Genomic DNA, 25,360 nt, shown 5'->3' with positions numbered 1-25,360 from the left:
TACGTCACGCAACGCCTTTGTGGGGGTGCCCGCAAAACCTGTCGGTCAATCCTGCTCCACGTTCCACTTTTCCCGCACAGCCGTCATATTTTCTTCAAGCGTGGTCATTTCTTCAAAAATGGCTTCGCTGCGCTGCTTGCACGATTCAAAGGTTTTGAGCAGATCGCTGGAACGGGCGTGGTCGGCGTACACATCCGGGTCGGCCAGTTGGCCTTCCACAAGGGTCTGCTGGTCAAGTACCGAGGCAAACTCTGTTTCCAGCGCTTCGTAACGGTTTTGCAGGGGCTTCAGCTCCTTGTGCAGGGCATTGCGCCTGTCGGCCTGTTCGCGTTTGATGCGCTTCTGTTCATCGCGCGACAATGGCTGCGCGGCGGGCGCGTCCGTCTCCCGGGCGCTGTTGCCCGCTGCATTGACGGCACTCAGGGGGCTTTCGCCCAAACCGTTCTGCCGGGCGCGGCGGTTCTCGTCATACGAGGCAAAGTCGGGGAATACGGTCAGTCCGTTCTCATTGAGTTCCCACGCTTCAGCCCCTACCTGCGAGAGCAGCCAGCGGTCATGCGCCACCATGAGCAGGGTGCCGTTAAACTTCTGTAGCGCACTCACCAGGGCTTCGCGACTTTCGAGATCAAGATGGTTGGTGGGTTCGTCCAGCAGCAGAAAATTGCAGCGCTTCAAAAACAGCGTTGCCAGCACTAGGCGACTTTTTTCGCCGCCCGAAAGGGCGCTCACCTGCCGTTCAAAATAATCCTGCCCCAGCATGAAGAGCCCGAGAACACTCATCAGCTCTTCTTCCGTGGTGCGCGGGTCTGAAAGACGGCGAATTTCGCCAAGCACCGTGGTATCGCCCCGCAAGGTGTCCATCTGATGCTGGGTATAGTAGCCCATGCGCATTTGCGATGCCGTGACCATATTGCCACCGCAGCGTTCCAGCGTACCGGCCAGCAGCTTGAGCAGGGTGGACTTGCCGCAGCCGTTGTGCCCCACCAGCGCCACCCGCTGCCCACGGAACAGGGTCAGTGTCAGGGGCGGCCACATGGTTTTGCCATCGCCAAAATGAAATTCCAGATCCGCGACAGACAGCACAATCTTTTCTGAATGCGGAGCTTCGGGCCAGCTGAAATTCAGCTCCTTGCGCTTGGGTTCCGGTCTGTAGTCTTCCAGCTCTTTTTCGAGCTTTTTAGCCATCTTCATCCGGGAACCCGCCTGGCGGGCCTTTGTGGCCTTGGCGCGAAAACGCTCCACAAAGGCCATCTTGCGGTCAAGGTCTTCCTTGAGGGCGCGGGCTTCACGCTCACGCTGGGCGTTGTATTCGTCCTGAAGGGTCAGAAACTGCGTGTAGGTGGCCTTGCGGAACACGGGCCTGGACAGCCCGAGGTAGAGAACGTGCGTGCCGACATTATCCATAAACACACGGTCATGGGCCACAAATACCAGTGCGCCGCTGAAGTCCATGAGAAAGGACTCCAGCCACTCCACGGCTTCCACGTCGAGATGGTTGGTGGGTTCGTCCAGCAGCAACACATCGGCGCCGGCGGTGAGCACACGGGCCAGCTTGGCGCGCTCGCGCCAGCCGCCGGAGAGTTCGCGCAGGGTGCGGTTCCACTTGTTTTCTGCAAAGCCCAGACCGGAAAGCACGGCCTTGGCCCGATGCTCGGGATTGTAGCCGTAAAGAGCCTCAAGCTCGCCCTGACGGTGCATCAGGGAAGTCAGGCGTGATTCGTCCTTGCTGGCGGCGGCTTCTTCCCATTCAGCCCAAAAGTCGCTCCAGTCGTGCAGCACGTCCAGCACATAGGTCAGCAGCGGCGTTTCGAGGGATTCCTCTGAAAGCTCCTGCTCCACAAAACCCAGGCGGCAGCCGCGCGGCAGTATTACCCGACCGCCGTCAGGGCTTTCCACCCCGGCCAGAAGGCGCAGCAAGGTGGACTTGCCCGTACCGTTGGGCCCGCAAACGCACAGCCGCACACCGGGATCCACTTCCAGCGAGAAGTTGCTGAGGATGTCCCGTCCGCCAAATGCCTTGGAAAGTTCCTGTATGGTGATCTTCACAACCAGCCCTCGCGGCGGTAGCCGTCGACGGCTTCGGTCATACCTGCCTCAAGGCTCACGCGCGGCGCAAAGCCCAGTTCGCGGCAGATGCGGCTGTTGTCGCACAGCCACCCAGCCTGACGGGCTTCACGGTATTTGTCCAGATTCCAGGCCGGAGCGCGCCGCAGCCCACGCCCTAAAAGGCGGCGGGACACGGCATCGGCAGCCACGGCAAAGGCCGTGGACAGCCCGGCAGTACAAGCCATGACGGGCAAAGGCATGCGCACTACGCGCACCTTGCGGGGTGCGCGGCCAAGGGCCTTGTCCACCGCTGCGCCCATGACCCGGCAAAAGCCGGACATGGTATAGGCCTCGCCGTCACTCAGATGATAAACGCCGCTGGCTTCGGGTTTGCATGCGCACAGCACTGCCTGAGCCATGTCGTCCGCATGCACGGCGCTGACCGGGAACTCGCGCCCTGCGCCGGGGCTCACGGCCACATGGGCACGCATAACCCCCTGAAATACCGGCAGCAGGCCCTTGTCGCCCGAGCCATAAATGATGGGCGGACGCAGTGTTACAAGGCTTTGCCCAAGAGCGCGCCCAAGCACCTGCTCGGTAAGCATTTTTGACCAGCCGTAGGCGGAAACCGGCGCAGGCGGCGTGGCATCGTCCACACCGGGGGCAGTGTCGCTGGGGCCAGTTGCCGCGAGGCTTGAAACCAGCACAAAACGAAAATCCGCACCCATCTTTCCCTCACGGGCAAGGCTGGTTATGACGCTGGCCATGCTGCGCGCGGCAAGGGCATTGGCCCGCAGATAATCCTGCCAGCCAAGGCCAAAAAGCAAAGCCGCCATGTGGATGACCACATCCTTGCCGTGCAGGGCTTCTGCAAGCCCCCGCCCCGTGCTCAGATCGGCCTGGGCTGTTTCCACGCCCGCAGGCAGATGCCCGGTACGCGAGGCAGCCCGCGTGAGGCAGGTGACCTGCGCTCCGGCTTCCAGCAGTTGCGGCAGCAGATGCCGCCCCACAAAACCAGTGCCGCCCGTAAGCAGCACTTTTTTACCCGCCAGATGCGGAGTATATACGGCGCTTTCAGTCATGGTCACGACTGAATCTCCCTACGATAGATGCGGTAACGCTTGGTAAGCTCGCCCGAGAAATCTTCGAGCAGATCATTGACGGGCGTGTTGTCTTCCAGCACCCAGGAACCCTCAACCCACTGAAAATGCGGGTGCTGACGCGCCTTTTCCAGCATGAAGTCGAGCAGCAGCAAGGGCAGACCCATGAGGCGGAATTCTTCGCGAATACCAAAAAGAATGATACGATAGCCGCCGCGAATTTCTGCGCGGGACTGCCACCAGTGCCACAAGGCTGAGATGCCCAGCTTGCCGTTGAGCCGCCGCAAGAGCGGGGCCATGTCCGGCAGGGCCACCATGCCTGCGGCTGGTTGGTTATTGTGGAAGAACAGCACAAAAAATTCCGGATCAAGAACGCTTTTGAGTTCCTTGACGTGCTGCTCCGCCTCTCCGTCAGATAGAGGAGAAAAACCCCAGTTCTTGGCCCAGGAAACCTTGTACAGCTCCAGCATGGCGCGGATATCCTCCGCCAGTGTGGCCTTGCTGGAGGTGCGGCAGGTAAAGCGCGCCTCGGCCTTGAGACGCGTCACTTCCTCACTGAGCCATTCCGGCGGCGTGAGGCGCGAGCGTTCAATCTGGTAGGCGAAAAGATCCTGCTCTTTGCGCAGATGCCACGTTTCGAGCAGTTCTGCGTAATACGGCGGATTCCAGGGCATCATGATGGTGGGCGCAAGGTCAAAACCGTGCACCAGCAGGCCGCAGGTATAGTTGGCCGAAGGATTCAGCGGCCCGCGCATAAAGCGCATGCCCTGCTCGGCCAGCCAGTCGTGCGCCGCATCCAGCAGAGCGTGGGCGGCCTCAGGATCATTGGCGCATTCAAAAAAGCCGAAGGCCCCGCACTTTTCATTGGCATAGGCATTGTACTTTTCGTCCACAATTGCGGCTATACGGCCAATGGCGCGGCCATCGCGCAAGACAAGAAAGAGTTCGCGGCGGGCGCTTTCCCAAAAGGGATGTTCACCGGGCGTGAGCAGTTCACGATCCTGACTTTTAAGGCCAGGCGTCCACAGGGAGCCACGTTCATACAGGCTCCACGGCAAATCCATGAACTGGTCAAATTCCTGCTTGGAGCGGGCGGGGATAACGGTAAGCGACATGATTAGTCCAAATCCAGGCTGCCGCAATAAGCGCCCAGGTCTTCAATGCCCAGCTTTTCACACAGGGCGGGGAGTTCTTCTGCCAGGGCAAAGGCGCAGTCGGGCCGCATGAAGTTGCCCGTGCCAACCTGCACGGCGCGCGCGCCTACCAGCAAAAATTCCAGCGCGTCCTCGGCGGTGACAATACCGCCAATACCGATAACGGGGATATTCACGGCGCGGGCCACCTGCCACACGCAGCGCAGGGCCACGGGCTTGATGGCAGGGCCGGAAAGCCCGCCCACCACGTTGGCCAGCGAGGGCTTGCGGCTGTTCAGATCCACAGACATGCCGAGCAGCGTGTTGATGCACGAGATGCTGTCCGCGCCTGCGTCTTCAACGCTGCGGGCCATAAGGGCGATATCCGTCACGTTGGGCGAGAGCTTGACCATAACGTGCTTGCCCGGCGCGGCGCGACGCACGGCAGCCGTAACCTGGGCGGCAAGCGCCGGATCCTGGCCAAACAACACGCCGCCCTCCTTGACGTTGGGGCAGGAGACGTTCACCTCAAGGGCGGCAACGCCTTCTTCCGCATTGAGGCGGGCGGCAAGCTCGGCGAATTCCTCCACCGAACCGGCGTAAATATTGGCGATAATGGCTGTTTCCTGCCAGGGCAGGCGGGGGAGCTTGTCTTGGCAGAAAACCTCGACTCCGTCATTTTGCAGACCCACGGCATTGAGCATGCCTGCGGTGGTTTCCACAATACGCGGCGTGGCGTTGCCCTGGCGTGGCAAAAGGGAAAGACCCTTGGCGACCAGACCGCCAAGCGATGCAAGATCGCCGTAAGAGGCAAACTCCAGCCCGTAGCCGAAGGTGCCTGAAGCCGTGAGCACAGGGTTCTTAAGGGTCAGATCGTGCGTCTGCCCCTTGAGTGTGACGGAAAGATCCATGCCGCTTTCTCCAGATTGCCGGCATCCGGCATTTTGTGCGTGGCTTCGCCTGGCAAGACAGGCCCTCGCGTACCCACGCGCGACCGCCGGTTCGCCGGTGCGGCGCGCCATGGCCGTAACGGATGCCGCATGCGGGCGTTAACGTCGTTTCAGGAATCAAGGAAGCGCAGGCAAAACCTACAGTTCTACCTGATCCGACCAGAATACCGGGCCGTGGTTGCACACCTGCACCAGGCCTTCGCGCTTTGCTTCAACCGGCCAGGCTTCTGTGGTTTTGGTCACGCAGCCAAGGCATGCACCCACACCGCAGGCCATGCGGTTCTCAAGCGAAACCTGGCAGCGAACGCCAAGCTCGGCGGCAAACTTCTGCACGGTGCGCATAAAGGGGGTAGGCCCGCAGGCAAGCACAAGGCCCTTCTGCTCGGCGTATTCGCTCATGCGCTCCTGAATGGTAAAAATAAAGTCATCCAGATCGCCGGATTCCGCTTCGCGCAGGCTGTCCAGCGGCACGTGCTCGTTGATGCTGTCCACTGGATAGCAACTGATGTGCTCGCGGTGCCCAAAGAGCATGGACACATTCCACGGCTTCGGATGCTCGCTCACGTAGCCCACAAAGGGGACTATGCCCATGCCGCCTGCCAGCAGCAGGGTCGGGGTGTCCGGCTCAACGGCAAACCCGTTGCCCAGCGGCCCCCATACGCGCACCTTGTCGCCGGAGCGCAGCTCGGACATGCGCCGCGTACCTTTGCCGCGCACCTGGAAAAAGCAGATCATATGCCGGGAGGTCATATGGCAGATGCCAAGAGGACGCGCCCAGGGGATATCCAGCCCGAAATTTCGGGGACGGATCATGACAAACTGCCCAGGCCGCCACCGAGTCCACTCGGGGCGGGAGAGGCGCAACGCAAAAAAGCGGCTTTCGTTGCCGGTCTGCCCAAAAGGCACAAGATCGAGAACATCAAGCTCGCAAGAAGATGTTTGTGACATGTCTATAATAATAGTCCTAGTTAGGTTCTAGGTCAACTGACCCCGCTACTCCAAGCCTCTTTGCTAATGTATACAAGAAGTGTATTAATTGTCCATTCTGACGGCCCGTCTGCCCACCGTAATCCGCTCCGTTCAACCCCGTTAAATTTAACCTTTTCAGCCAGCCCTGCGCTGGGTATAGTGCCCGCAGGAGAATTTTTATGAGTGACATCTTCGCTTCCCGCCGTGAAAACCTCCGGCGTGCCATGCGCTTGCGCGGGCTTGACGCCATGCTCATCAGCCAGGCTGCCAACAGGTTTTATCTTTCCGGTTTTGAGCTGCATGATCCACAGTTTAACGAAAGCGCAGGCAGGCTTGTCATCACGTCCGACGGGCACGACTGGCTGGCAACAGACGGCCGCTATCTGGACGCAGCCTCACGCATCTGGGATCGCGAACGCATCTTCATATATGGCGGCAACGCAGCGCGCGAACTGCACGGATTGCTCAGGCGCTGCGGCAGCCGCATTGGCATTGAGGCCAACGGCGTCAGCCTCGCCTTTGCCCGCGATCTGACCGACGCTGGCTCCGGCCTGTATTGCGAGGCGGCTGACGGCATGGTCGAGCGCCTGCGCCGCATCAAGGAACCCTGCGAAATTTCCGCGCTGGAAAAATCTTTTGCGCTCAACCACAAGCTGATGAAATGGGTTGAGGGCCAGCTTGAGCCGGGACGCACCGAGGCCGACATAAGCTGGCTCATCGAGCGCTTTTTTCGCGAAAACGGCGCTTCGGAGCTTGCCTTTGCCAACATTGTGGCCGTGGGCAAAAACGCGGCCCTGCCGCATGCCATCCCCGGCCAGGATACCATTACAGACAACTGCCCGGTTCTGGTCGATGTGGGTTGCCGCGTTGAGAACTACTGCTCTGACCAGACGCGCACCTTCTGGGTGGGTACGGCTCCGGCTGACGAGTTCCGCCGTGCGCTCGACCTTACCCGGCAGGCCCAGACTGCGGCCATTGAGGGCATGCGCCCCGGCATGCCTTTGCGCATGGCCTATGCGCTGGCGCATGATGTTTTTGCCAAAGCTGGCGTCGCCAATGCCTTTACGCACGGCCTCGGGCACGGCGTGGGCCTTGAAACCCACGAAGCACCCAGCCTTTCGCCACGCGCTGAGGGTGTTCTGGAACCTGGCATGGTTGTGACCGTTGAGCCGGGGCTCTACTACCCTCAATGGGGCGGCATCCGCTGGGAATACACCGTGCTGGTTGAAGAAGACGGCGTCAGAATCCTTTAAGGAGGCGGCATGAGCATTCTCTTTCTGGTGGGCGCGCGTGCTTCGGGCAAAACCACCATCGGCAAGGCGCTTGCCAGAAGCCTTGGCCTGCCCTTTGCCGACACCGATCAGCATTTGCTGCACCGGGCGGGCCTTACTGTGGAGCAGATTGTGGCTGCCGAGGGCTGGCCCGGCTTCCGCAGCCGGGAAAGTCTGGCCTTGCAGGAAGTGGTGGACGCACACCCCGCTGGCTGCGTAGTTTCCACCGGGGGCGGCATGGTGCTGGCAGAAGAGAATCGACTCCTCATGCGCCAACGCGGCATGGTTGTTTTTCTCGATGCCCCCGTGCAAACCCTTGCCGAAAGACTGAGCCGCAACCCTGTCAACAGTCAGCGTCCTTCTCTGACCGGCAAGGGACTTATTGAAGAAATCAGCCAGGTTCTGAACGAACGGCGGCATCTTTATGAACAGGCCGCCCACCACATAGTTGACGCATCGCGGCCCATGCCTGTTGTCTGCCAGCACATAGAACAGCTCTGGCAGGAACGGAAGCCGCAGGATCACGTCAAGGCATGACCGCACATATAACCCTGCCCACACTGCTTGCCTTTAATGACTGATACCGATCACATTTCAAACCGGTTGTCCGCCCCGCTTGTATCCGTGGTGCTGCCAGCGTGGAATGCGGCCCTCACGCTGGGCGCAACCCTGCAAAGTCTGCTCGGGCAGCGCCCTGCCTCTGGCGCACCCTTACCCGAATTTGAAATTATTGTTGCTGACGACGGATCCACCGATGACACCCTCGAGCTTCTGGAATACTGGGCAAGCCCCATCCGTTTCGGTCACAGGTTGCGGGCACTGCACCTGCCACACGGCGGCATTGTGGCAGCGCTTAATGCAGGGCTTGCCGTGGCGCGCGGTTCGTTTATAGCGCGCATGGATGCAGACGATACGGCGCATCCCTTGCGCATTGCCACGCAGGTGGCTCATCTTTTCAACAATCCGCAACTCAGCGTGTCGGCAACCTGCGTGGCTTTTGGCGGAGATCGCGCAACAGCACACGGCTTTGCCCACTTTGTGGACTGGCAGAACAGCCTGCTTACACATGCCCAGATCAGCCGCGCACGTTTTCGGGATACGCCCTTGTGTCATCCCTCGGTCATGTTTCGCAGGGAATGCGTTGACAAATGGGGCGCGTACCGTGACGGCGACTTTGCCGAAGACTGGGAGATCTGGCTGCGCTGGCTCCACTACGGCGCGGTGATGGAAAAGCTGCCGCACGAAATGCTGGTGTGGAATGACGCGCCAACCCGCGCCACCCGGGCAGACAGCAGATACGCACGCGCCGCCTGCGACAGGCTGCGGGCACTGTGGCTGGCCCGCTGGCTTGAGGAACACAACCCCTTTCATCCCCATGTTTGGGTAATCGGCGGCGGGCGTGTAGCCCGGCAACGGCTGGCCCCCTTGTGGATGTTGGGCCCAAAACCCGCTGCTTACATTGATATTGATCCCAAAAAGATCGGCAACTGCGTAAACGGCGTTCCAGTTCTGGGACGCAGTGCGCTGCCTAAGCCCGGGCACTGCTGCATTTTCAATGCCCTTACGGCCCACGGCGCTGCGGAAGAGGCGGGCCTGTGGCTCTCGCAGGCAGGGTATGAGCAGCAGGACTGGCTGCTGGTTTGATATATTCTTTTTTAATAATGCAGACCTGTTAAATCTGGTTTAGCATTCGTTTGTGTCTTTCTGCGCAAGCGCTTTTCACTCAGTAGCGCGCACTGCCCACTGCAAAACTGCAACTATGGTACACTTTATTGCACAATTCTCTGCTTCACGAGCTGCCACAACCAGCCGTGCACTTTATTTGTTTGTTTAAACAGCCAATATTGACGCACAGACAGTACTGAGCTGATGCAGTAGACCAAAACAATTCTCATAAAGACTGTTTTACACTCCTCGCAGCTTTGAGCACAAAGCTTGTGAAAAAAAAATTGCGGAGTTTGCGAAATTTGTCACCAATACCCTTTGACATAACAGGGCTGAGCAGATATCTTGCAAGGGCTTTATGTATTTTCAACTCCTTCAATCCGCAATTCACATGGAGGATGCGGCATGCTGGACCTAAACGTCACTCTTCTTTTTCAGCTGGCGAACTTCTTTATCGCCATTTATGTGCTCAACATCCTCCTGATTCGCCCCATCCGCGAAATCATCAAAAAGCGCAACGGCGTCATGGATGACATGGCCGAGGAAGCCGGCTCTTTCGAGTACCAGGCTGGCGAACGGCTCACCAACTATGAGGCCGAACTGGCCCGCGCCCGTCAGGACGCAGGCAGCAACCGTGAGGCTGGCCGCGCCGCAGGCGCGGCCGAACAGCAGAAGCTGGTGGGCGAAGCTCAGCAAAGCGCCCGCGACATTCTGGCTGAAACCCGCGCCTCGCTGCAGGCACAGGCTGCGGAAACCCTTGCTGCGTTGCGCAAGCAGGTGGGTGAATTTTCCACCCGTCTGGCCGACCGACTCATCAAGGGCTAGCAAGCGGCGCTGACTCAGGCCTTTGCGGGCCATTCCGCAACGCGAGCGTTGCGGCTTCATTGGGAACTGTTTTCGAATCGGTATTATCGAACAGAGGGGGTGGGCTTTGAGCAGATGGAAACACGCGGGGTTTATCCTGCCGCTCGTTATTGCCTTTGCCGCGCTGGTGGTCATTCCTGCGGGAGCCATGGCTTCTGAAGGGCATGCAGCGCCGCGTTGGGGCGACTTCGGCTGGCGCGTGCTCAACTTCGTAATTTTTGCCGGCATCCTCTGGTACTTCGTTGGCGGGCTGGCCAAGCGTTTCTTTAAGAACCGCCGCGAAGGCATCAAGAATGCGCTGGACGATCTTGACGAACGTCGCAAGACGGCCAAGGAGCAGCTGGCCTCGGTAGAGACCCGCATTGCCAACCTTAATGCTGAACGCGAGGCCATTTTGGCCGAAAGCCGCCAGCAGGCCGAAGCCCTCAAGCAGGGCATTGTGGAAGAGGCTCACCGCCAGGCCGCTCAGATTGTGGAGCAGGCGCGCCTTACGGCGGAAAATGAAGGCCGCGCGATCTTTGCTGAAGTGCGCGCCTCCATTGCCGATGAGATCGTGGACGCCGCCGAGAAAGCTCTGAGCTCCAAGCTCAATGCGGCCGAACACGACAAGCTTATCGCCAACTCCCTTAACAAGGTGGTGCTCCATTGATTAACACCGTGGTTGCACGCAGGTATGCCAACGCAATTTTTGCGCTTGGCAAAAAGGATGGGGATGCAGCCCTGAGTTCGCGTGGCGATTGCCTGGCGTCTCTTGGTGAAATGCTTGCCGCCGCGCCTGGGCTTGACCTTACCTTGAAAAGCCCTGTTATCGGCGTAAGCGAAAAGAAGGCAGTTCTCGACAAGCTGCTGACCAAGCTCAAGGCTGACCAAACCATGCGCAATTTCTGCTTTCTGCTTGCAGATAAGGAAAGGCTTGCCTTTCTGAGCGAAATTGCAGCGTGGTACGGCAAGCTGCTGGACGAGGCCAAGGGGATCATCCGCGGCCAATGCATAACCGCAGTACAACTTTCCGCAGACAAAAAGTCTAAGCTCAAGGATACCTTGCAACAGAAAGCGGGCACCGATATTGAGCTGACCTTTGCCGTGGACAAAGACATACTAGGGGGTATGGTGCTCAAAATGGGTGACCGGGTGCTGGACGCAAGTCTGCGCGCGCAGTTGGGAATCCTTCGGGAGACATTCAAGAGGGGTGAATAGCACATGCAGATCAAAGCGGAAGAGATAAGCAAGATCATTGAGGATCAAATCCAAAACTACGAGCAGCGCGTCGAAATGAGCGAAACTGGCACCGTACTCTATGTCGGTGACGGTATCGCCCGTGTCTACGGGGTCAAGAACGCGATGTCCATGGAACTGCTGGAATTCCCCGGCGGCATCATGGGCATGGTGCTCAACCTTGAAGAAGACAACGTCGGCGTAGCCCTGCTCGGTTCGGACGTGGGCATCAAGGAAGGCGACCCGGTCAAACGTACCGGCAAGATCTTCTCCGTGCCTGTGGGCGACGGCGTTATGGGTCGTGTGCTCAACCCCCTGGGTGAGCCCATCGACGGCCTTGGCCCCATCGAAGCCACGGAAGTGCGCCCGGTGGAAATCAAGGCCCCCGGCATCATCGCGCGTAAGAGCGTGCATGAGCCCATGCCTACCGGCCTTAAGGCCATTGACGCCATGACTCCCATTGGCCGCGGACAGCGCGAACTTATCATTGGCGACCGCCAGACCGGTAAGACCGCTGTTTGCGTTGATGCCATTCTGGCGCAGAAAGAAACGGACATTCACTGCTTCTACGTGGCCATCGGCCAGAAGAAGTCGTCCGTGGCTCTGGTGGCCGACACCTTGCGCCGTTACGGCGCGATGGAATACACCACCATCATTTCAGCCACGGCGTCCGATCCCGCGCCCTTGCAGTACATTGCGGCATACACCGGCTGCGCAATGGCCGAGTTCTACCGCAACAACGGCAAGCACGCCCTCATCATTTACGATGACCTTTCCAAGCAGGCCGTGGCTTATCGCCAGATGTCGCTGCTGCTCCGTCGCCCCCCGGGACGTGAAGCTTTCCCCGGCGACGTGTTCTACCTCCACTCGCGTTTGCTTGAACGCGCCGCGAAGGTGAACGACAGCCTTGGCGCCGGTTCTTTGACGGCTCTGCCCATCATTGAAACCCAGGCTGGCGACGTTTCCGCGTACATCCCCACCAACGTGATTTCCATCACCGATGGTCAGGTGTACCTGGAACCCAACCTCTTCAACGCCGGTGTGCGTCCGGCCATTAACGTGGGCCTTTCGGTTTCCCGCGTGGGTGGCGCAGCGCAGATTAAGGCCATGAAGCAGGTCGCCGGTACCATGCGTCTTGACCTTGCCCAGTATCGCGAACTTGCGGCTTTTGCCCAGTTCGGCTCTGACCTGGACAAGGGCACCAAGGCCAAGCTTGACCGTGGTGCACGTCTGGTGGAACTGCTCAAGCAGCCCCAGTACAAGCCCATGCCCTCGCATGAGCAGGTTGCCTCCATCTACGCCGCTACCCGTGGTCACATGGATGACGTGCCAGTGGAACAGATCCGCAAGTTTGAAGACGACATGCTCACCTTTATGCGTGATACGCGTAAGGACGTGCTTGACGCCATTAAAGATAAGAAAGTCATTGACGAGGCTGTGGAAAAAGCGCTCACCGAGGCCATTACCGCCTTCAAGCAGGGCTGGAAGGCCTAGGGGCCCCCTCCATACGGGAGATAAGCATGCCTTCACTCAAAGACGTAAAAATGAAGATCGTGGGGGTCGGTAAGACCAAGCAGATCACCAAGGCCATGAACATGGTGGCCTCGGCGAAACTGCGCGGCGCCCAGACCCGCATCGAGCGCTTCAGGCCGTACGCGGCCAAATACCGCGACGTGCTCGCCGAACTGTCGAGCAAGGTGGAGGGCAATGCCCACCCCCTGCTCGCAGAGCATGAGGAAAAGAAACACTGCGCCATTGTGCTGGTTACATCCGACCGTGGCCTGTGCGGCAGCTTTAACGGCAATATCATCGCCACCGCTCTGCGGCTGGCGAACGAAAAAGCCGGGGCTGGAATGGAGATCAGCTTTGCCTGTGTGGGACGTAAGGGCCGCGACGCCGTTCGTTCTGCCGGACACAAGATCTTCACGGCCTATGGCGACCGCATGGGGAGCATAGACTTCGCTCTCGCCAGCTCTGTGGCGCAGGAAGTCATTCACGGCTACGAAACCTTCGCATTCGACGAAGTGTGGCTGATCTACGGCGAGTTTGTATCCATGGGCAGCCAGCCGCCCCGCACTCTTCGCCTTCTGCCGTTGCAAACGCCGGAAGCTGAAGAAGTGGCAGAAGTGGCCGGGACGCCCCGTTGCGAATACGTGTACGAGCCGCAGGAAGAAAAGCTGTTGGCGGAGCTTCTGCCCCGCTACGTCAAGGTGCAGGTTTACCGTGGCATGTTGGACACCTCGGCCAGCGAGCACGCCGCCCGCATGGCTGCCATGGACAACGCCACCCGTAACTGCAACGAGATGATCAACATGCTGACGCGGCTCTACAACAAGACGCGGCAGGCTTCCATCACCAGCGACCTCATCGACATCGTCGGCGGCGCTGAAGCGCTGAAGGGTTAAGGAGCCAAACATGAGCAAAAACATCGGTAAAGTCGTTCAGGTTATCGGCGCCGTGGTGGACGTAGAGTTCAGCGACGGCAACCTGCCGAGTATCTTCACCGCCCTGGAGATAACCAACCCGAACAATAGCGATGCTCCCAGCCTCATCTGTGAGGTTGCGCAGCACCTGGGCGACAACGTCGTTCGTACCATCGCCATGGACGCCACTGAAGGCCTTGTCCGCGGCATGGATGCGATCGACACCGGGAACCCCATCATGGTTCCTGTTGGCAAGGCCGCCGTTGGCCGCATCTTGAACGTCATCGGTCGCCCCGTTGACGAACTGGGCCCGGTCAATGCTGAAAAATACTACCCCATCCACCGTCCGGCTCCGCAATTCACGGATCTGAACACCAAGGTGGAACTGCTTGAAACCGGCATCAAGGTCGTTGACCTTCTTGTTCCCTTCCCCAAGGGCGGCAAGATGGGCCTCTTCGGCGGCGCCGGCGTGGGCAAGACCGTTATTCTGATGGAGATGATCAACAACATCGCCAAGCAGCACGGCGGTTCGTCGGTTTTCGCGGGCGTGGGCGAACGCACCCGTGAAGGCAACGACTTGTACCACGAACTCAAGGACGCAGGCGTTCTGGAACGCGCCACGCTTGTGTACGGCCAGATGAACGAACCTCCGGGAGCCCGTGCCCGCGTGGCCCTTACGGCCCTTGCTTGCGCGGAATACTTCCGTGACGAAGAACATCAGGACGTGTTGCTCTTCATCGACAACATCTTCCGTTTCACGCAGGCTGGTTCCGAAGTGTCCGCTCTGCTTGGCCGCATGCCTTCGGCCGTGGGTTATCAGCCCACCCTGGGTACTGACCTTGGTGCCTTGCAGGAACGCATCACCTCGACCAACAACGGTTCGATCACGTCGGTGCAGGCCGTTTACGTCCCTGCTGACGACTTGACTGACCCGGCCCCGGCAACCACGTTCTCGCACTTGGACGGAACGCTCGTGCTTTCCCGCCAGATCGCAGAACTGGGCATCTACCCCGCCGTGGACCCGCTCGACTCCACTTCGCGCATCCTCGACCCCAACGTTGTGGGCGAAGATCACTACATGGTGGCCCGTCGTGTGCAGATGGTGCTCCAGAAGTACAAAGAACTTCAGGACATCATCGCCATCCTCGGCATGGACGAACTGTCTGACGAAGACAAGCTGACCGTTGCGCGTGCGCGCCGCATTCAGCGCTTCCTCTCGCAGCCCTTCCATGTGGCCGAAACCTTCACCGGCACCCCTGGCCAGTATGTGAAGCTTGAAGACACCATCAAGGGCTTCAAGGGCATTCTGGACGGCGCATACGACCACATGGCGGAAGGCGACTTCTACATGCTGGGCGGCATTGAACAGGCCGTTGCCAAGTACGAACAGCGCAAGCTGCAGGAAGAGAAGTAAGGCGTTAATCGCAACGCTTTGAGGTTTTGGGTCGCGCCTTTTGCAAGGCGCGACCCGAACCCGGCCATCTGCGTATATCAGGAGCGAAGGAGTACCTATGGGCACGCTGCAACTTGAAGTGGTTACGCCGGACAAAACCGTGGTCAGCGGCGAAGTGGAAATGGCCGTCTGCCCAGGAATTGAGGGCGAATTCGGCGTGCTGCCCAAGCACGTTTCCCTGCTTTCTGCCCTGAAGATCGGCGGCCTGCGCTACCGCGCTGACGGCAAGGAAGGGCACGTTTTCATTTCCGGCGGTTTCGCCGATGTGAACAATGACGTGCTCACCGTGCTGGCCGAATCGGCAGAGATGGCGGACAGCATTGACACCGCTCGCGCTATGGCGGCAAAAGAACGCGCTGAAAAACGCATTGCCAGCCATGACGAAAAGGTGGACGTTGTCCGCGCTGAAGCCGCTCTGCAACGCGCAGTTGTGCGCTTGCAACTGGCCCAGCTCCGCTGAGCTACCAATTTTCAGATTTGTGGGGCCGCAGCAGCGTGGAAATTTCCGCGCTGTTGCGGCTTTGCTTTTCCCAAGAATTCTTTTGCTCGCTCTGTTGCCCGCAAACTCCACCACTCCACCATTTTAGTCTATCCAAGCCGACATTCTCTCGGATATTCAGGCTGAAAACGGCATTCTGCCGAGAATTCACGACCTGCAAAAATAGACTTCCGCGCGAATCTTGGATATTGATTCTGGTTCAACGCGGAAAATTCGCCGCCAACCCATCCAGTTTCCCAGGACATGACCATGCCCAACCAGGAAAATATCCGCAATTTTTGCATTATCGCCCACATCGACCACGGCAAATCCACCCTGGCCGACCGCATTCTTGAACTGACCCAGGTTGTCAGCAAGCGGGAGGCGCGCCAGCAGTATCTGGACAAAATGGACCTGGAACGGGAGCGTGGCATCACCATCAAGGCCCAGTCCGTGCGTATTCCGTACAAAGCCCAGAACGGGCAAATGTACGAACTGAACCTCATTGATACCCCCGGGCATGTGGACTTCAACTATGAAGTTTCGCGCTCTCTGGCTGCCTGCGAAGGTGCGTTGCTGGTGGTTGACGCCACTCAGGGAGTGGAAGCGCAAACGCTTGCCAACGTCTATCTTGCTCTTGATCACGACCACGAAATCGTGCCTGTGCTTAATAAAATCGACCTGCCTAGCGCCGAAGTTGAACGCGTGAAGGCCGAAATTGAAGAAAGTATCGGCCTTGACTGCTCCGAGGCCATGCCAGTTTCCGCAAAAACGGGCATGGGCGTTGACGCGGTTCTTGAGGCCATTGTGCATCGGCTCCCCCCGCCAAAGGGCGATGTGGCGGCCCCGCTCAAAGCGCTCATCTTTGATTCGTGGTACGACAGCTATCAGGGCGTAGTTATCCTGTTCCGCATTATGGACGGCGCTATCAAGCGTAACGACATGGTACGCCTGATGAGCACCGGCAAGGAATATGAAGTGCTGCGCCTTGGCGTGTTCTCACCCGAAGCCACAGACGTGAATGAGCTTCACGCTGGCGAAGTGGGTTTCATGTGCGGCTCCATCAAGGATCTGGGCGATGCGCGCGTTGGCGACACCATCACACTGGTGGAAAACCCTGCCACAACACCTGTTCCCGGCTTTACAGAAGTGAAGCCCATGGTTTTCTGCGGTCTGTACCCCACAGAGTCCGACGAGTACGAAAACCTGAAAACCGCCCTTGAAAAGCTGCAACTCAATGACGCGGCCTTTTCCTTTGAGCCGGAAACTTCTCAGGCTCTGGGGTTTGGGTTCCGCTGCGGCTTTCTCGGTCTGCTGCACATGGAGATCATTCAGGAGCGGCTGGAGCGCGAATTTGAGGTCAGCCTCATTGCCACCGCGCCTTCGGTGGTCTACAAAGTGGACACAAACGATGGCAAAACCTTGCAGATCGACAACCCAAGCCACCTGCCAGACCCCACCAAAATCCGCGCGCTTTATGAACCGTACGTGAACATGGACATTCACGTGCCCAACGATTACGTGGGCAACGTCATGAAGCTGTGCGAGGAAAAACGCGGCATGCAGAAAAATCTGCACTATCTGGCCACTAACCGCGTGGTTGTGACCTATGAATTGCCGTTTGCGGAAATTGTTTACGACTTTTTCGATCGGCTCAAGTCTGCCACGCGCGGCTACGCCTCCATGGATTACCATCCGCTGGACTACCGCGAATCTGACCTTGTGCGCCTCGACATCATGCTCAATGGTGAAACAGTTGACGCTCTTGCCGTCATTGTGCACCGCGACCGCGCATATACCTACGGACGCGGATTGGCGCTCAAGCTCAAGCGCAGCATTCCCCGGCAGCTTTTCCAGGTGGCCATTCAGGCAGCCATCGGACAGAAAATCATTGCCCGCGAAACCGTGTCCGCATTCCGCAAGGACGTTACGGCCAAGTGCTATGGCGGCGACATCACGCGCAAGCGCAAGCTGCTTGAGAAGCAGAAGGAAGGCAAAAAACGCATGAAGCGCATGGGTAACGTCGAGTTGCCGCAGGAAGCGTTTCTCGCTGCCCTCAAAGTGGGCGACGAATAGACTTGAAAATGCAAAAAAGAAGGGTGACTCAAGCGAGTCACCCTTCTTTTTTGCACCGCATCATACCCCTCAGCCATTATGCCAAATATGGCCCATAAATAGCTCGTCAGAGCACGACGGTGTCAGCCCGACCCCATTATCAAAAATCAAAAAAAGCGGCTCAAAGGGCAAATCTAGGCCAAACTTTTCTCTTTCACTACGTAGGCGATTGGTGCAGCAACGCCAGCCTTGCTGCTGGCCTGAGGCAGACGTGATCACGGCAGGCGCAGCTTGCGCATTTCCGTATCCGTGATTTCAAAACGCCTCATGCACATGTCGTAATAGGCCCGCCAGGGAAAATAACTGGTATCGCCGCGCCACTCATTGTTCATCTGTGTGGCTTCTGCCCGGCACTGCTGATTGGCCGCCAGGGCCTGCTGATCGTCAAATGTCAGGGGAGGCCGCTCACGAGGGGTGCAGCCGAAAGCCAGAAAACCTGACAGCAGGCACAGTATAAGCAAACCACAGCCAACGAATGAATGTTTCTGCATGACGGGCCCCCTGGTAGGCATGCTTGGCAAAGCACGCGTCTACATGTCTATGCGGCTGATAACCCCATGCACGGCATGTACCGGCATTTTGTAAAACTGTACGAACGACGGCGCCAGTTTTTTGATGATGGCGTAAATGCGCCACACAGGCGAACTTGTGAGGATGTCTTCCACGCCATAAAATATGACTCGTGGCTTGATACCCGCTTCAGAGAGTATGTGGTAGATATCAACTACCTCCATATAACCGGCTGCCACTTCAAAAACACGGATGCCCTCGGCGGGGTCCTCATCAAAATGCCATGTCACGCCTATGGGCTCATTGGTGCGCCCGATGCAAAGCATGATGTTCTGCTCATAAATAATGCCATTGCTGAACATGGTCTTGACAATGTAGGGCGAAACCTTGTCCAGACTGCGCAAAAAAAATATGGCTGTACCGCGTATGGCGCAGCCTCTGGCCCGCTCTTCGGCAAACCTTTCCAGAAACTGCTCCTTGCCCATGGGGCGCATGCGTTGATACGCAGCCCTCTGCCCACGGGTATAGATAAGGATAACAGTAAGCGGAATAAGTGAAATGAGGATGGACCAGTACCCGCCGTGCGGAAATTTATAAAAATTGGCAAAGAGGTAGATGAAATCAAGCGCACAGACTATGGCCGCAATGACGGAATTGAAGTGCCGCCCCTGCAAATGGAAAATCCAGACCATAAATACGCCGGTTATGGACATGGTGCCGGTAACGGCAAGGCCGTATGCCGCAGCAAGCTTGTGGGATTCGCCAAATCCGCAGATGGCAAGTACCACAGCAACATACAAAGCCCAGTTCACTGAATTGATATATATCTGCGAGTGCAGCTCTTTTGAGGTAAAGTCCACCTTGAACAAGGGCATTATGTGGGTGGCCATGCACTGGTACATGATGGAAAACAAGCCGCTTATGAGGGCCTGTGAAGCAATGACCGTGGCCATGAGGCTGAGTACCAGGAATGGAACATACAGATGTCTGGCCTGGCTGTTAATCAATTCAAACAGCACGTTCTCGGCATCTGGATTGCGGATAAGAAACGAAGTCTGCCCCATATAGCTGGCCACCAGAGCCACAAAAACAATGCCCCAGGCTGCAATAATGGGTTTGCGCCCCATGTGGCCCATATCCGCATAGAGAGCCTCGCCGCCTGTGGCGCACAAAATAACCTCAGAAAGCACAAAAAAGCTCGCGATCCCGTTGTGCACCATAAAATCAATGGCATACATGGGGTTCAGCGCCTTCACGACCTGAGGCGCCTGCGTTATGGAGGCTATGCCTGAAACAGCCAGCACGCCAAACCACAGCGCCATGATCGGGCCAAACACGCCGGATACCGTTCCGCTGCCCTTTTTCTGCACGGCAAAAAGCAGGGTTGTAAATACCAGTGCAACGCCAATAATCGCGACCTTGGGGGTCTTCTCAAGGCCCGGCACAAGGGTCAGGCCTTCCACCGCTGAAAGGATGGAAATGGCCGGGGTAATGACCCCGTCGCCAATGAGCAGTGAAACACCCACAAAGGCCATAACCGAAGCAAAGCCGATTTTTCTGCCAGAACGCAGCAATGGCCGCAGGATGGAAAGCAACACAATGGTGCCGCCCTCGCCGCCCTTGCTCAGGCTCATGGCCAGCCACGCGTACCCCACTGTCACGAGCAGCAGCAAAGTCCAGATAATCAGCGAAAGAATCCCGATAAAATGGTCTTCTGTGCGCTCGGTCAGCATGAATATGACTGCCAGCGTATATATGGGGCTTGTACCAATATCGCCAAACACAAGGCCCAGTGATTTGACGGTTGAAGAAAACGTTATCTGCTGCGAATCCATGTAGTCCTCCAAGCATTGCAGCGCACCATAAAGCAGACAAGGCCTACTGGCAAGACAACTTGGAGTGCCCGTCCCATAAGGGTTTGCAGGTTCTCTGACGGTGGAGCGGCTGTGCTCTGCCTTTGCTGAGGATTTCCCTTCCCCATAAACGTAAAAACGCCGCCCCTTGCGGGGCGGCGCCATATTACGGAAGGAAAACCAAGTTTACGGCAGCATCCAATGCAGCACGTTAGACTGCAAGTAGGTGAGCACGCAGATAAAGCCCGTCATGGCCAAACTGTGACCAAGCGTAAACCGGAAGAGATCGCCTTCATGCCCAACCAGATTGGTGGCAGCTGTTGCCACACTGATGGACTGGGGCGAAATCATCTTACCGGTAACACCACCGGAAGAGTTGGCGGAAACGGCCAGGGCCGGATCCATGCCCACCACTTCAGCCGTGGAGCGCTGCATACCGCAGAACAGGGCGTTTGAAGAGGTGTCCGAACCGGTCAGGAACACGCCCAACCAGCCCAGCAGGGGCGAGAAGAGCGGGAACAGCGGGCCAGTCAGGGTAAAAGCAATACCCAGAGTGGAGCTCATGCCAGAGAAGTTCATGAGGTAAGCCAGGCCCAGGATCATGGCGATGGTCGCAATGGGGAAGCGCAGCTGGTGAATGGTGCGGAACAGGCAGTTAATAGCCTTGCCGAACGAATAACCAGGCATGAAAGGCACGGAGAAGAAACCGGCCAGCAGGATGGCCGTACCACCGGCGGAAAGCCAGTTGAACACGAACACTGCGGGATAGTTGGGATCCTTGCCGGCGGCCAGGATGGGAGCAGCCTTGTGCACCATGCCGTCAAGAGCGGGCCAGGAGAACTTGAGCACCGAACCGGGCACGGCGTTCAGCAAGTTCTTGAACTGGGGCAGGCCCCACAAGAACACCATGACGGCCAGAACGATGTAAGGCAGCCACGCACGCAGCACCACGCCCGTTGAAGGGGCAGCTCCGGTCAGCACGGTTTCCTTTTCGCCCTCAAAACGCCACACGGTCTTGGGCTTCCACACGCGCAGCAACAACACCATGGCAATGATGGTGATAAGAGCCGACATGATATCGGGCAGCGTAGCGCCGTGGTAGTTGGAGAACAGGAACTGCGAACCGGCGAAGCTCACGCCAGCCACGATGATGGCGGGCAGCACTTCCATGGCGCGCTTGAAGCCGCACATGACCACGCAGAGCCACAGGGGCACCAGGATGGACAGGAAGGGCAGCTGACGACCAACGATCTGGCTCACGTGCATTTCAGGAATGCCGGAAACCTGGGCGCCTACGATGATCGGGATACCAATGGCGCCAAAGGCCACGGGCGCGGTGTTGGCAATCAGACAGATACCAGCGGCGTACAGGGGGCGGAAGCCCAGGCCCACCAGCATGGCGGCGGTGATTGCCACAGGGGTGCCGAAGCCAGCGGTACCTTCAATGAAGGAACCAAAGGCAAAGGCGATAAAGATTGCCTGCAAACGACGGTCGTCCGTCAGACGCGCGAGCGATTCTTTGATGTATTCAAATTCGCCCGATTCCACAGTCATGTTGTACACCCAGACCGCCGTAATAACGATCCAGATGATGGGGAAGAGGCCAAAGGCCGCGCCGTAGCTCAATGCGCCCAGCGCTGTCCCAAACGGCATGCCCCACACGGCAACCGCCAGAACGAAAGAAAGTGCCACAGCAAGAGCCGCGGCGTAATGCCCCTTAGCACGACGCACGGCCAGCATGTAAAAAAGGCTGATCAGGGGGATACCTGCCAGCAGGGCGGAAACTACAGCTCCGCCAACCGGATCATACACTTGTGTCCAAGCCATATAACAGACCCTCAACTGTTATGTGTTGCAAGGGGGCTTGAGCAGAGTGAGTCCCTTCCGTGCGACCCAGAAATGCTACTTTTTTCCCCCACTAAGACCTTTGAGTGCGAATATAATCTTTCAGCAAAAAATACAATATGTTTCCCTATCCAAGTCGAGACAAAACTTACTGCTATTGTCGCAAATTGGCTGGCAGCGCGAAATACAGGCGGGCGGCCACGTCAAAAAAAATTCCTGGCAGATAACTTGCCCACCAGAAAATTCTGAATTTGCGCCCGCTGTTCCGCCAGGGTTTTATGGCCTCCCGGGCGGCGGCGTTGTGCCCTTCGCGCCACAGGGCCACCGCTTTTTGAAAGCCCGCCCTGCGGGTCATCATTGTGACAAGACCAGAATATTCCTGATCATAGCCAGGGTACAACGCCCGGTGCTTCTCAAGAATGCGTAAAGTTTCATCAGCAAACTGACCAAATTTGCGAAAGGTCGTGTTGCCCCCGTGCACCCGCCAGAGGGTCAGCGACTCATCCACATAGTCCAGCTCCCAATCGTGGGCAATGCGGTAAAAAACATCGGCCTCCTCGCACACGTTGAGGCTCTGGTCAAACCACTCCCCGTTGCGCCCTTCACCAGATGGTGTTTTATCGGGCGAAAGGCTTGCCAGCGCCTCGCGGCTGACCATGGCAGACGACATGGAAATCCACTGGCGTTCCATCAATGCGGCAAATGCCATGCCCCGCGCGGGGGACGTTTCGGCAAAAAGCCTCTTGAACACGCGCTTGCCGTCAAAAATTTCCGTATCCGTGCACACCAGGCCCACACGCGGGTTGGCTTCAAACAGGGCCACCTGACGTTCCAGCTTGGCGGGCCGCCACACGTCATCGCAGTCAAGAAAGGCCAGATACCGCCCACGGGCCTGCGCCAGGGCCAGATTGCGCCCCTCGCCCAGAGGCACAATACTCTCTCCCCGGAAGTAGCGCACCTTTTCGCCATAGCTTTTGGCAATGGCGGGGCTTTCATCCGTTGAGCAGTTGTCCCAGAAAACAACCTCAAAATCCGTGAATGTCTGGGCCATGAGGCTGTCCATGGCTTCACGCAGATCGCGGGAACTGTTCAGACAGTTCATGATGACCGAAACAGCGGGAGCGTTCATGCTTTATCCTCATTGCGCGCGTTGGGGGGCGTGGATGTCTGTTGCGCCGGGCTTTGACCTGCCCCGGCGGGAGCGAATGAAGCCTGCGTTCTGAATACCCAGACCTTGCACAGCGCATAAACCATGACAGGAACAGTTAGAACAGCAACGGGCATGGCCCAGGCATAAGGTACGCCAAGCCGCACCAGCAGCCAGACAATGGCCGAATTGCAGCACAGCCCCACAGCCTGGGTAGCCGCAAAGCGCGGCAACATGGTTCGGTGGCTGGCAATGCCTGCGGTGGGATCTGCGGCGCGGAACGTCCACAGGCATTGCCCAAGATAGGAAACGATAAAACTGAGCGCGTAGGCCAGGGCGTTGCCCGCCAGCGTGGGCAAACCTGCCACGTTGACGAACAACAGCCCCAGCAGAAAGTAGCTTACGGAAGCCGCGCCGCCCACAATGCCAAAACGCACCCAGCGCCGGGCCAAAAGCCCGCGCACCAGATCCGCCAGCCACCTGAAGCCCGGCACAGCCTGCCAGCCGCTAACCACGGCAAATCTCCTGCGCACCGGCAAGCGCTACTTGAGTGCGGCAACAAGCGCGTCGCACACGCTCTCCACATCTTCGGTGCTGAGGCCGGGGTGCAGGGGCAGGGTCACAAGTTCGCCATAGAGCTGTTCCGTCACGGGCAGCGACTCCGCGCCCCCGCCAAAGCAGCTGAGCAGGTGGTTGGGCTTGTAATGCACACCAGTGGGGATATCGCGTGCCGCCATAAATTCCTTAACGGCATCCTTGCGGCCACCCAGAACGCGCACAGGCATGATATGGCGCACCACAAAGTCCTGCGGATCAGTGGCCAGCAGGGCAAGGCCCTCCACGTTGGCGAGACGCTGTTCGTAAATAGCCGTAAGCTTGCGGCGTGCCGGAATAAATTCCGATTCAAGCCGCCCAAGCTGCACCCGCCCGATGGCGGCCATGATATTGCTCATGTGATAGCGCCAGCCCTGACGGGTCACATCGGGATCCCACGAACGCGCCCCGGCAAAACGCTGCTTTGCATCGTTGGCCACAGAAAGCAGCCGTGCGTCAGAGGCCAGATTCCCGGCGGCCTCATCAAAGGCCACCAGGCAACCGCCTTCACCGCAGGTAATATTTTTGATGCCGTCAAAGCTGAAGCAGACCATGTCGCCAAAACTGCCGATCATGCGTCCCCTGCTTTTGCAGCCAAAAGCGTGGGCGGCGTCTTCCACCACACGCAAGCCCTTGGCGCGGGCAAAATCGTATATCTCGTCAATATGCCAGGGATTGCTGGCATAGTGCACGGGCATGATGGCAATGGTGCGGGGGGTCAGGCGGCGTTCGGCATCGGCAAGGTCAATGGTGCCGGTTTCGGGCAGCACATCGCAGGCCACAGGCTGGCAGCCTGCGGCGGTAATGGCCTGAAAAGACGCCACAAAGGTAAGGGAAGGTACCAGAACTTCCGGCTTGCCGTCTACGCGGCACTGGGCGGCAACGCCGTCCACAGCCAGATGCAGGGCCGCAGTACCTGTATTTACGGAAATAACCTGACTGGGCTTGACGCCGAGGTAGCGGGCGACTTCTTCTTCAAAAAGACGCACTTCGTTGCCCATGCCGAGATAGCCGTCTTCAGTTATAACACGGCTTACGGCGCGGGCTTCAGCTTCACCCACAATGGAGCGGGAAAGACGCATGGACATAAGGCCTCCTGCTGCGGCGGCATAACCGTAGCGGCTGTGCCGCTCCGGCTGGCGAAGGCTTCAGGCTGCGCGTCGTTCACTCAAAATACCGCAGGACGCCGGGCTTTAATAAGTCCGCCGTCCGCACGGAATCAGTAGTGCGCGCCTGGCCGCCATGCTAACCCGCATCGGCGTTCATGTCGCTCAATAACGTGTCGAGGTCAAGCAGAATGAGCAGGCGGTCTTCAAGCTTGCCCACGCCCCGGATATACTCGGAGCCAATGCCGCAAACCACCGGTGGCGCAGGCTCCACCGTGGAGGCGGGAATGCGCAGCACTTCGGATACGCCGTCCACCAGAAAGCCCACTATCTTCTGGTTAAATTCCATCACAACAATGCGCGTGTTGCCATCGTGCTCCAGGGCGGGCATGCTGAAGCGCGTACGCATGTTGACGACCGGAATAACCTTGCCGCGCAGATTGATGACGCCTTCAATAAAGGCTGCGGCATGGGGCACCATGGTAATCTGCATGAGACGGATGATTTCCTGAACGGAAAGGATGTCCACCCCGAACTCTTCTTCGCCAATGCGGAATGTCACCAGCTGAAGCAGGTCGCCCTCATGTTCCTGCCCGGAACCTTGCAGCATGTCCTGCCTAGTC

Annotated in this window: 23 protein-coding genes; 11 read left to right on the top strand and 12 right to left on the bottom strand. The window is 58.2% G+C overall.

From position 1 onward, the window contains the following. Positions 1 to 45 precede the first annotated feature (45 nt). From QZ383_RS07690 to QZ383_RS07670, 5 genes are all read right to left on the bottom strand, one after another. Positions 46 to 2,046, bottom strand: a complete 2,001-nt coding sequence (locus tag QZ383_RS07690) for an ATP-binding cassette domain-containing protein (RefSeq protein WP_291444408.1) — start codon at positions 2,044 to 2,046, stop codon at positions 46 to 48. Continuing rightward, on the bottom strand, positions 2,043 to 3,128 hold the full coding sequence (locus tag QZ383_RS07685) for an NAD(P)-dependent oxidoreductase (protein WP_291444427.1): 1,086 nt from the start codon (positions 3,126 to 3,128) through the stop codon (positions 2,043 to 2,045). The genes QZ383_RS07690 and QZ383_RS07685 overlap by 4 nt, the downstream gene beginning before the upstream one ends. 2 nt (positions 3,129 to 3,130) lie before the next feature. Continuing rightward, the gene (locus tag QZ383_RS07680; protein ID WP_291444406.1) at positions 3,131 to 4,261 is read right to left on the bottom strand and encodes a hypothetical protein; all 1,131 of its coding nucleotides are present in this window, start codon (positions 4,259 to 4,261) and stop codon (positions 3,131 to 3,133) included. Positions 4,262 to 4,263: 2 nt separating this feature from the next. After that, positions 4,264 to 5,190, bottom strand: coding sequence for a dihydroorotate dehydrogenase (locus QZ383_RS07675; RefSeq protein WP_291444404.1), 927 nt, complete (start codon positions 5,188 to 5,190; stop codon positions 4,264 to 4,266). Positions 5,191 to 5,367: 177 nt separating this feature from the next. Next, positions 5,368 to 6,177, bottom strand: coding sequence for a dihydroorotate dehydrogenase electron transfer subunit (locus tag QZ383_RS07670; RefSeq protein WP_192113064.1), 810 nt, complete (start codon positions 6,175 to 6,177; stop codon positions 5,368 to 5,370). A 200-nt stretch (positions 6,178 to 6,377) separates the two neighbouring features. Here QZ383_RS07670 and QZ383_RS07665 point away from each other — a divergent pair, with 200 nt between their 5' ends. The 11 genes from QZ383_RS07665 (at position 6,378) to lepA (ending at position 17,643) form a co-directional block, all read left to right on the top strand. Further along, positions 6,378 to 7,451, top strand: coding sequence for an aminopeptidase P family protein (locus QZ383_RS07665; protein ID WP_291444402.1), 1,074 nt, complete (start codon positions 6,378 to 6,380; stop codon positions 7,449 to 7,451). A gap of 9 nt (positions 7,452 to 7,460) precedes the next feature. Next, a complete protein-coding gene (gene aroL / locus QZ383_RS07660) occupies positions 7,461 to 8,006 on the top strand; it encodes a shikimate kinase AroL (protein WP_291444400.1) in 546 nt (181 codons plus the stop codon). Between the two features lie 36 nt (positions 8,007 to 8,042). Then, positions 8,043 to 9,113: a glycosyltransferase gene (locus QZ383_RS07655; RefSeq protein ID WP_291444398.1), complete on the top strand. Its 1,071-nt coding sequence runs from the start codon at positions 8,043 to 8,045 to the stop codon at positions 9,111 to 9,113. A 426-nt stretch (positions 9,114 to 9,539) separates the two neighbouring features. Further along, on the top strand, positions 9,540 to 9,959 hold the full coding sequence (locus QZ383_RS07650) for an ATP synthase F0 subunit B (protein WP_291444396.1): 420 nt from the start codon (positions 9,540 to 9,542) through the stop codon (positions 9,957 to 9,959). 106 nt (positions 9,960 to 10,065) lie between these two features. Beyond that, on the top strand, positions 10,066 to 10,647 hold the full coding sequence (locus QZ383_RS07645; RefSeq protein WP_291444394.1) for an ATP synthase F0 subunit B: 582 nt from the start codon (positions 10,066 to 10,068) through the stop codon (positions 10,645 to 10,647). After that, positions 10,644 to 11,195, top strand: a complete 552-nt coding sequence (gene atpH / locus QZ383_RS07640; protein WP_291444392.1) for an ATP synthase F1 subunit delta — start codon at positions 10,644 to 10,646, stop codon at positions 11,193 to 11,195. The genes QZ383_RS07645 and atpH overlap by 4 nt, the downstream gene beginning before the upstream one ends. A 3-nt stretch (positions 11,196 to 11,198) precedes the next feature. Further along, positions 11,199 to 12,707, top strand: coding sequence for a F0F1 ATP synthase subunit alpha (gene atpA, locus QZ383_RS07635; protein WP_291444390.1), 1,509 nt, complete (start codon positions 11,199 to 11,201; stop codon positions 12,705 to 12,707). Between the two features lie 26 nt (positions 12,708 to 12,733). Further along, positions 12,734 to 13,618 (top strand): F0F1 ATP synthase subunit gamma, encoded by an 885-nt coding sequence (locus QZ383_RS07630; RefSeq protein ID WP_240823204.1) that lies wholly within the window; start codon positions 12,734 to 12,736, stop codon positions 13,616 to 13,618. A gap of 10 nt (positions 13,619 to 13,628) precedes the next feature. Continuing rightward, positions 13,629 to 15,050, top strand: coding sequence for a F0F1 ATP synthase subunit beta (atpD, locus tag QZ383_RS07625; protein WP_291444387.1), 1,422 nt, complete (start codon positions 13,629 to 13,631; stop codon positions 15,048 to 15,050). Positions 15,051 to 15,147: 97 nt separating this feature from the next. Next, a complete protein-coding gene (locus tag QZ383_RS07620) occupies positions 15,148 to 15,549 on the top strand; it encodes a F0F1 ATP synthase subunit epsilon (protein ID WP_291444386.1) in 402 nt (133 codons plus the stop codon). Positions 15,550 to 15,837: 288 nt separating this feature from the next. Beyond that, a complete protein-coding gene (gene lepA, locus QZ383_RS07615) occupies positions 15,838 to 17,643 on the top strand; it encodes a translation elongation factor 4 (protein ID WP_291444384.1) in 1,806 nt (601 codons plus the stop codon). Positions 17,644 to 17,897: 254 nt separating this feature from the next. Here the strand turns inward: lepA and QZ383_RS07610 are convergent, their stop codons facing one another. The 7 genes from QZ383_RS07610 to QZ383_RS07580 all read right to left on the bottom strand — a co-directional run bounded on the left by QZ383_RS07610 (position 17,898) and on the right by QZ383_RS07580 (position 25,344). Beyond that, positions 17,898 to 18,173 (bottom strand): hypothetical protein, encoded by a 276-nt coding sequence (locus QZ383_RS07610; RefSeq protein ID WP_291444381.1) that lies wholly within the window; start codon positions 18,171 to 18,173, stop codon positions 17,898 to 17,900. 39 nt (positions 18,174 to 18,212) lie between these two features. Next, positions 18,213 to 20,027, bottom strand: a complete 1,815-nt coding sequence (locus QZ383_RS07605; protein WP_291444380.1) for a KUP/HAK/KT family potassium transporter — start codon at positions 20,025 to 20,027, stop codon at positions 18,213 to 18,215. 204 nt (positions 20,028 to 20,231) lie between these two features. Next, on the bottom strand, positions 20,232 to 21,872 hold the full coding sequence (locus tag QZ383_RS07600; protein ID WP_291444378.1) for a lactate permease LctP family transporter: 1,641 nt from the start codon (positions 21,870 to 21,872) through the stop codon (positions 20,232 to 20,234). 172 nt (positions 21,873 to 22,044) lie between these two features. After that, a complete protein-coding gene (locus tag QZ383_RS07595; protein WP_291444376.1) occupies positions 22,045 to 23,019 on the bottom strand; it encodes a glycosyltransferase in 975 nt (324 codons plus the stop codon). Next, complete coding sequence (locus QZ383_RS07590; RefSeq protein ID WP_291444374.1) at positions 23,016 to 23,552, bottom strand: GtrA family protein; 537 nt, start codon at positions 23,550 to 23,552, stop codon at positions 23,016 to 23,018. The genes QZ383_RS07595 and QZ383_RS07590 overlap by 4 nt, the downstream gene beginning before the upstream one ends. Before the next feature lie 27 nt (positions 23,553 to 23,579). Beyond that, the gene (locus QZ383_RS07585; RefSeq protein WP_291444373.1) at positions 23,580 to 24,719 is read right to left on the bottom strand and encodes a DegT/DnrJ/EryC1/StrS family aminotransferase; all 1,140 of its coding nucleotides are present in this window, start codon (positions 24,717 to 24,719) and stop codon (positions 23,580 to 23,582) included. A gap of 157 nt (positions 24,720 to 24,876) precedes the next feature. Next, complete coding sequence (locus QZ383_RS07580; RefSeq protein WP_027180850.1) at positions 24,877 to 25,344, bottom strand: chemotaxis protein CheW; 468 nt, start codon at positions 25,342 to 25,344, stop codon at positions 24,877 to 24,879. Between the last annotated feature and the right edge of the window lie 16 nt (positions 25,345 to 25,360).

Source organism: Desulfovibrio sp. (genome assembly GCF_019422935.1).
Taxonomy (GTDB): Bacteria; Desulfobacterota; Desulfovibrionia; order Desulfovibrionales; family Desulfovibrionaceae; genus Desulfovibrio.
Note: the sequence above shows the minus strand (reverse complement) of the source record. Positions and strands in the feature narration are given on the sequence as shown.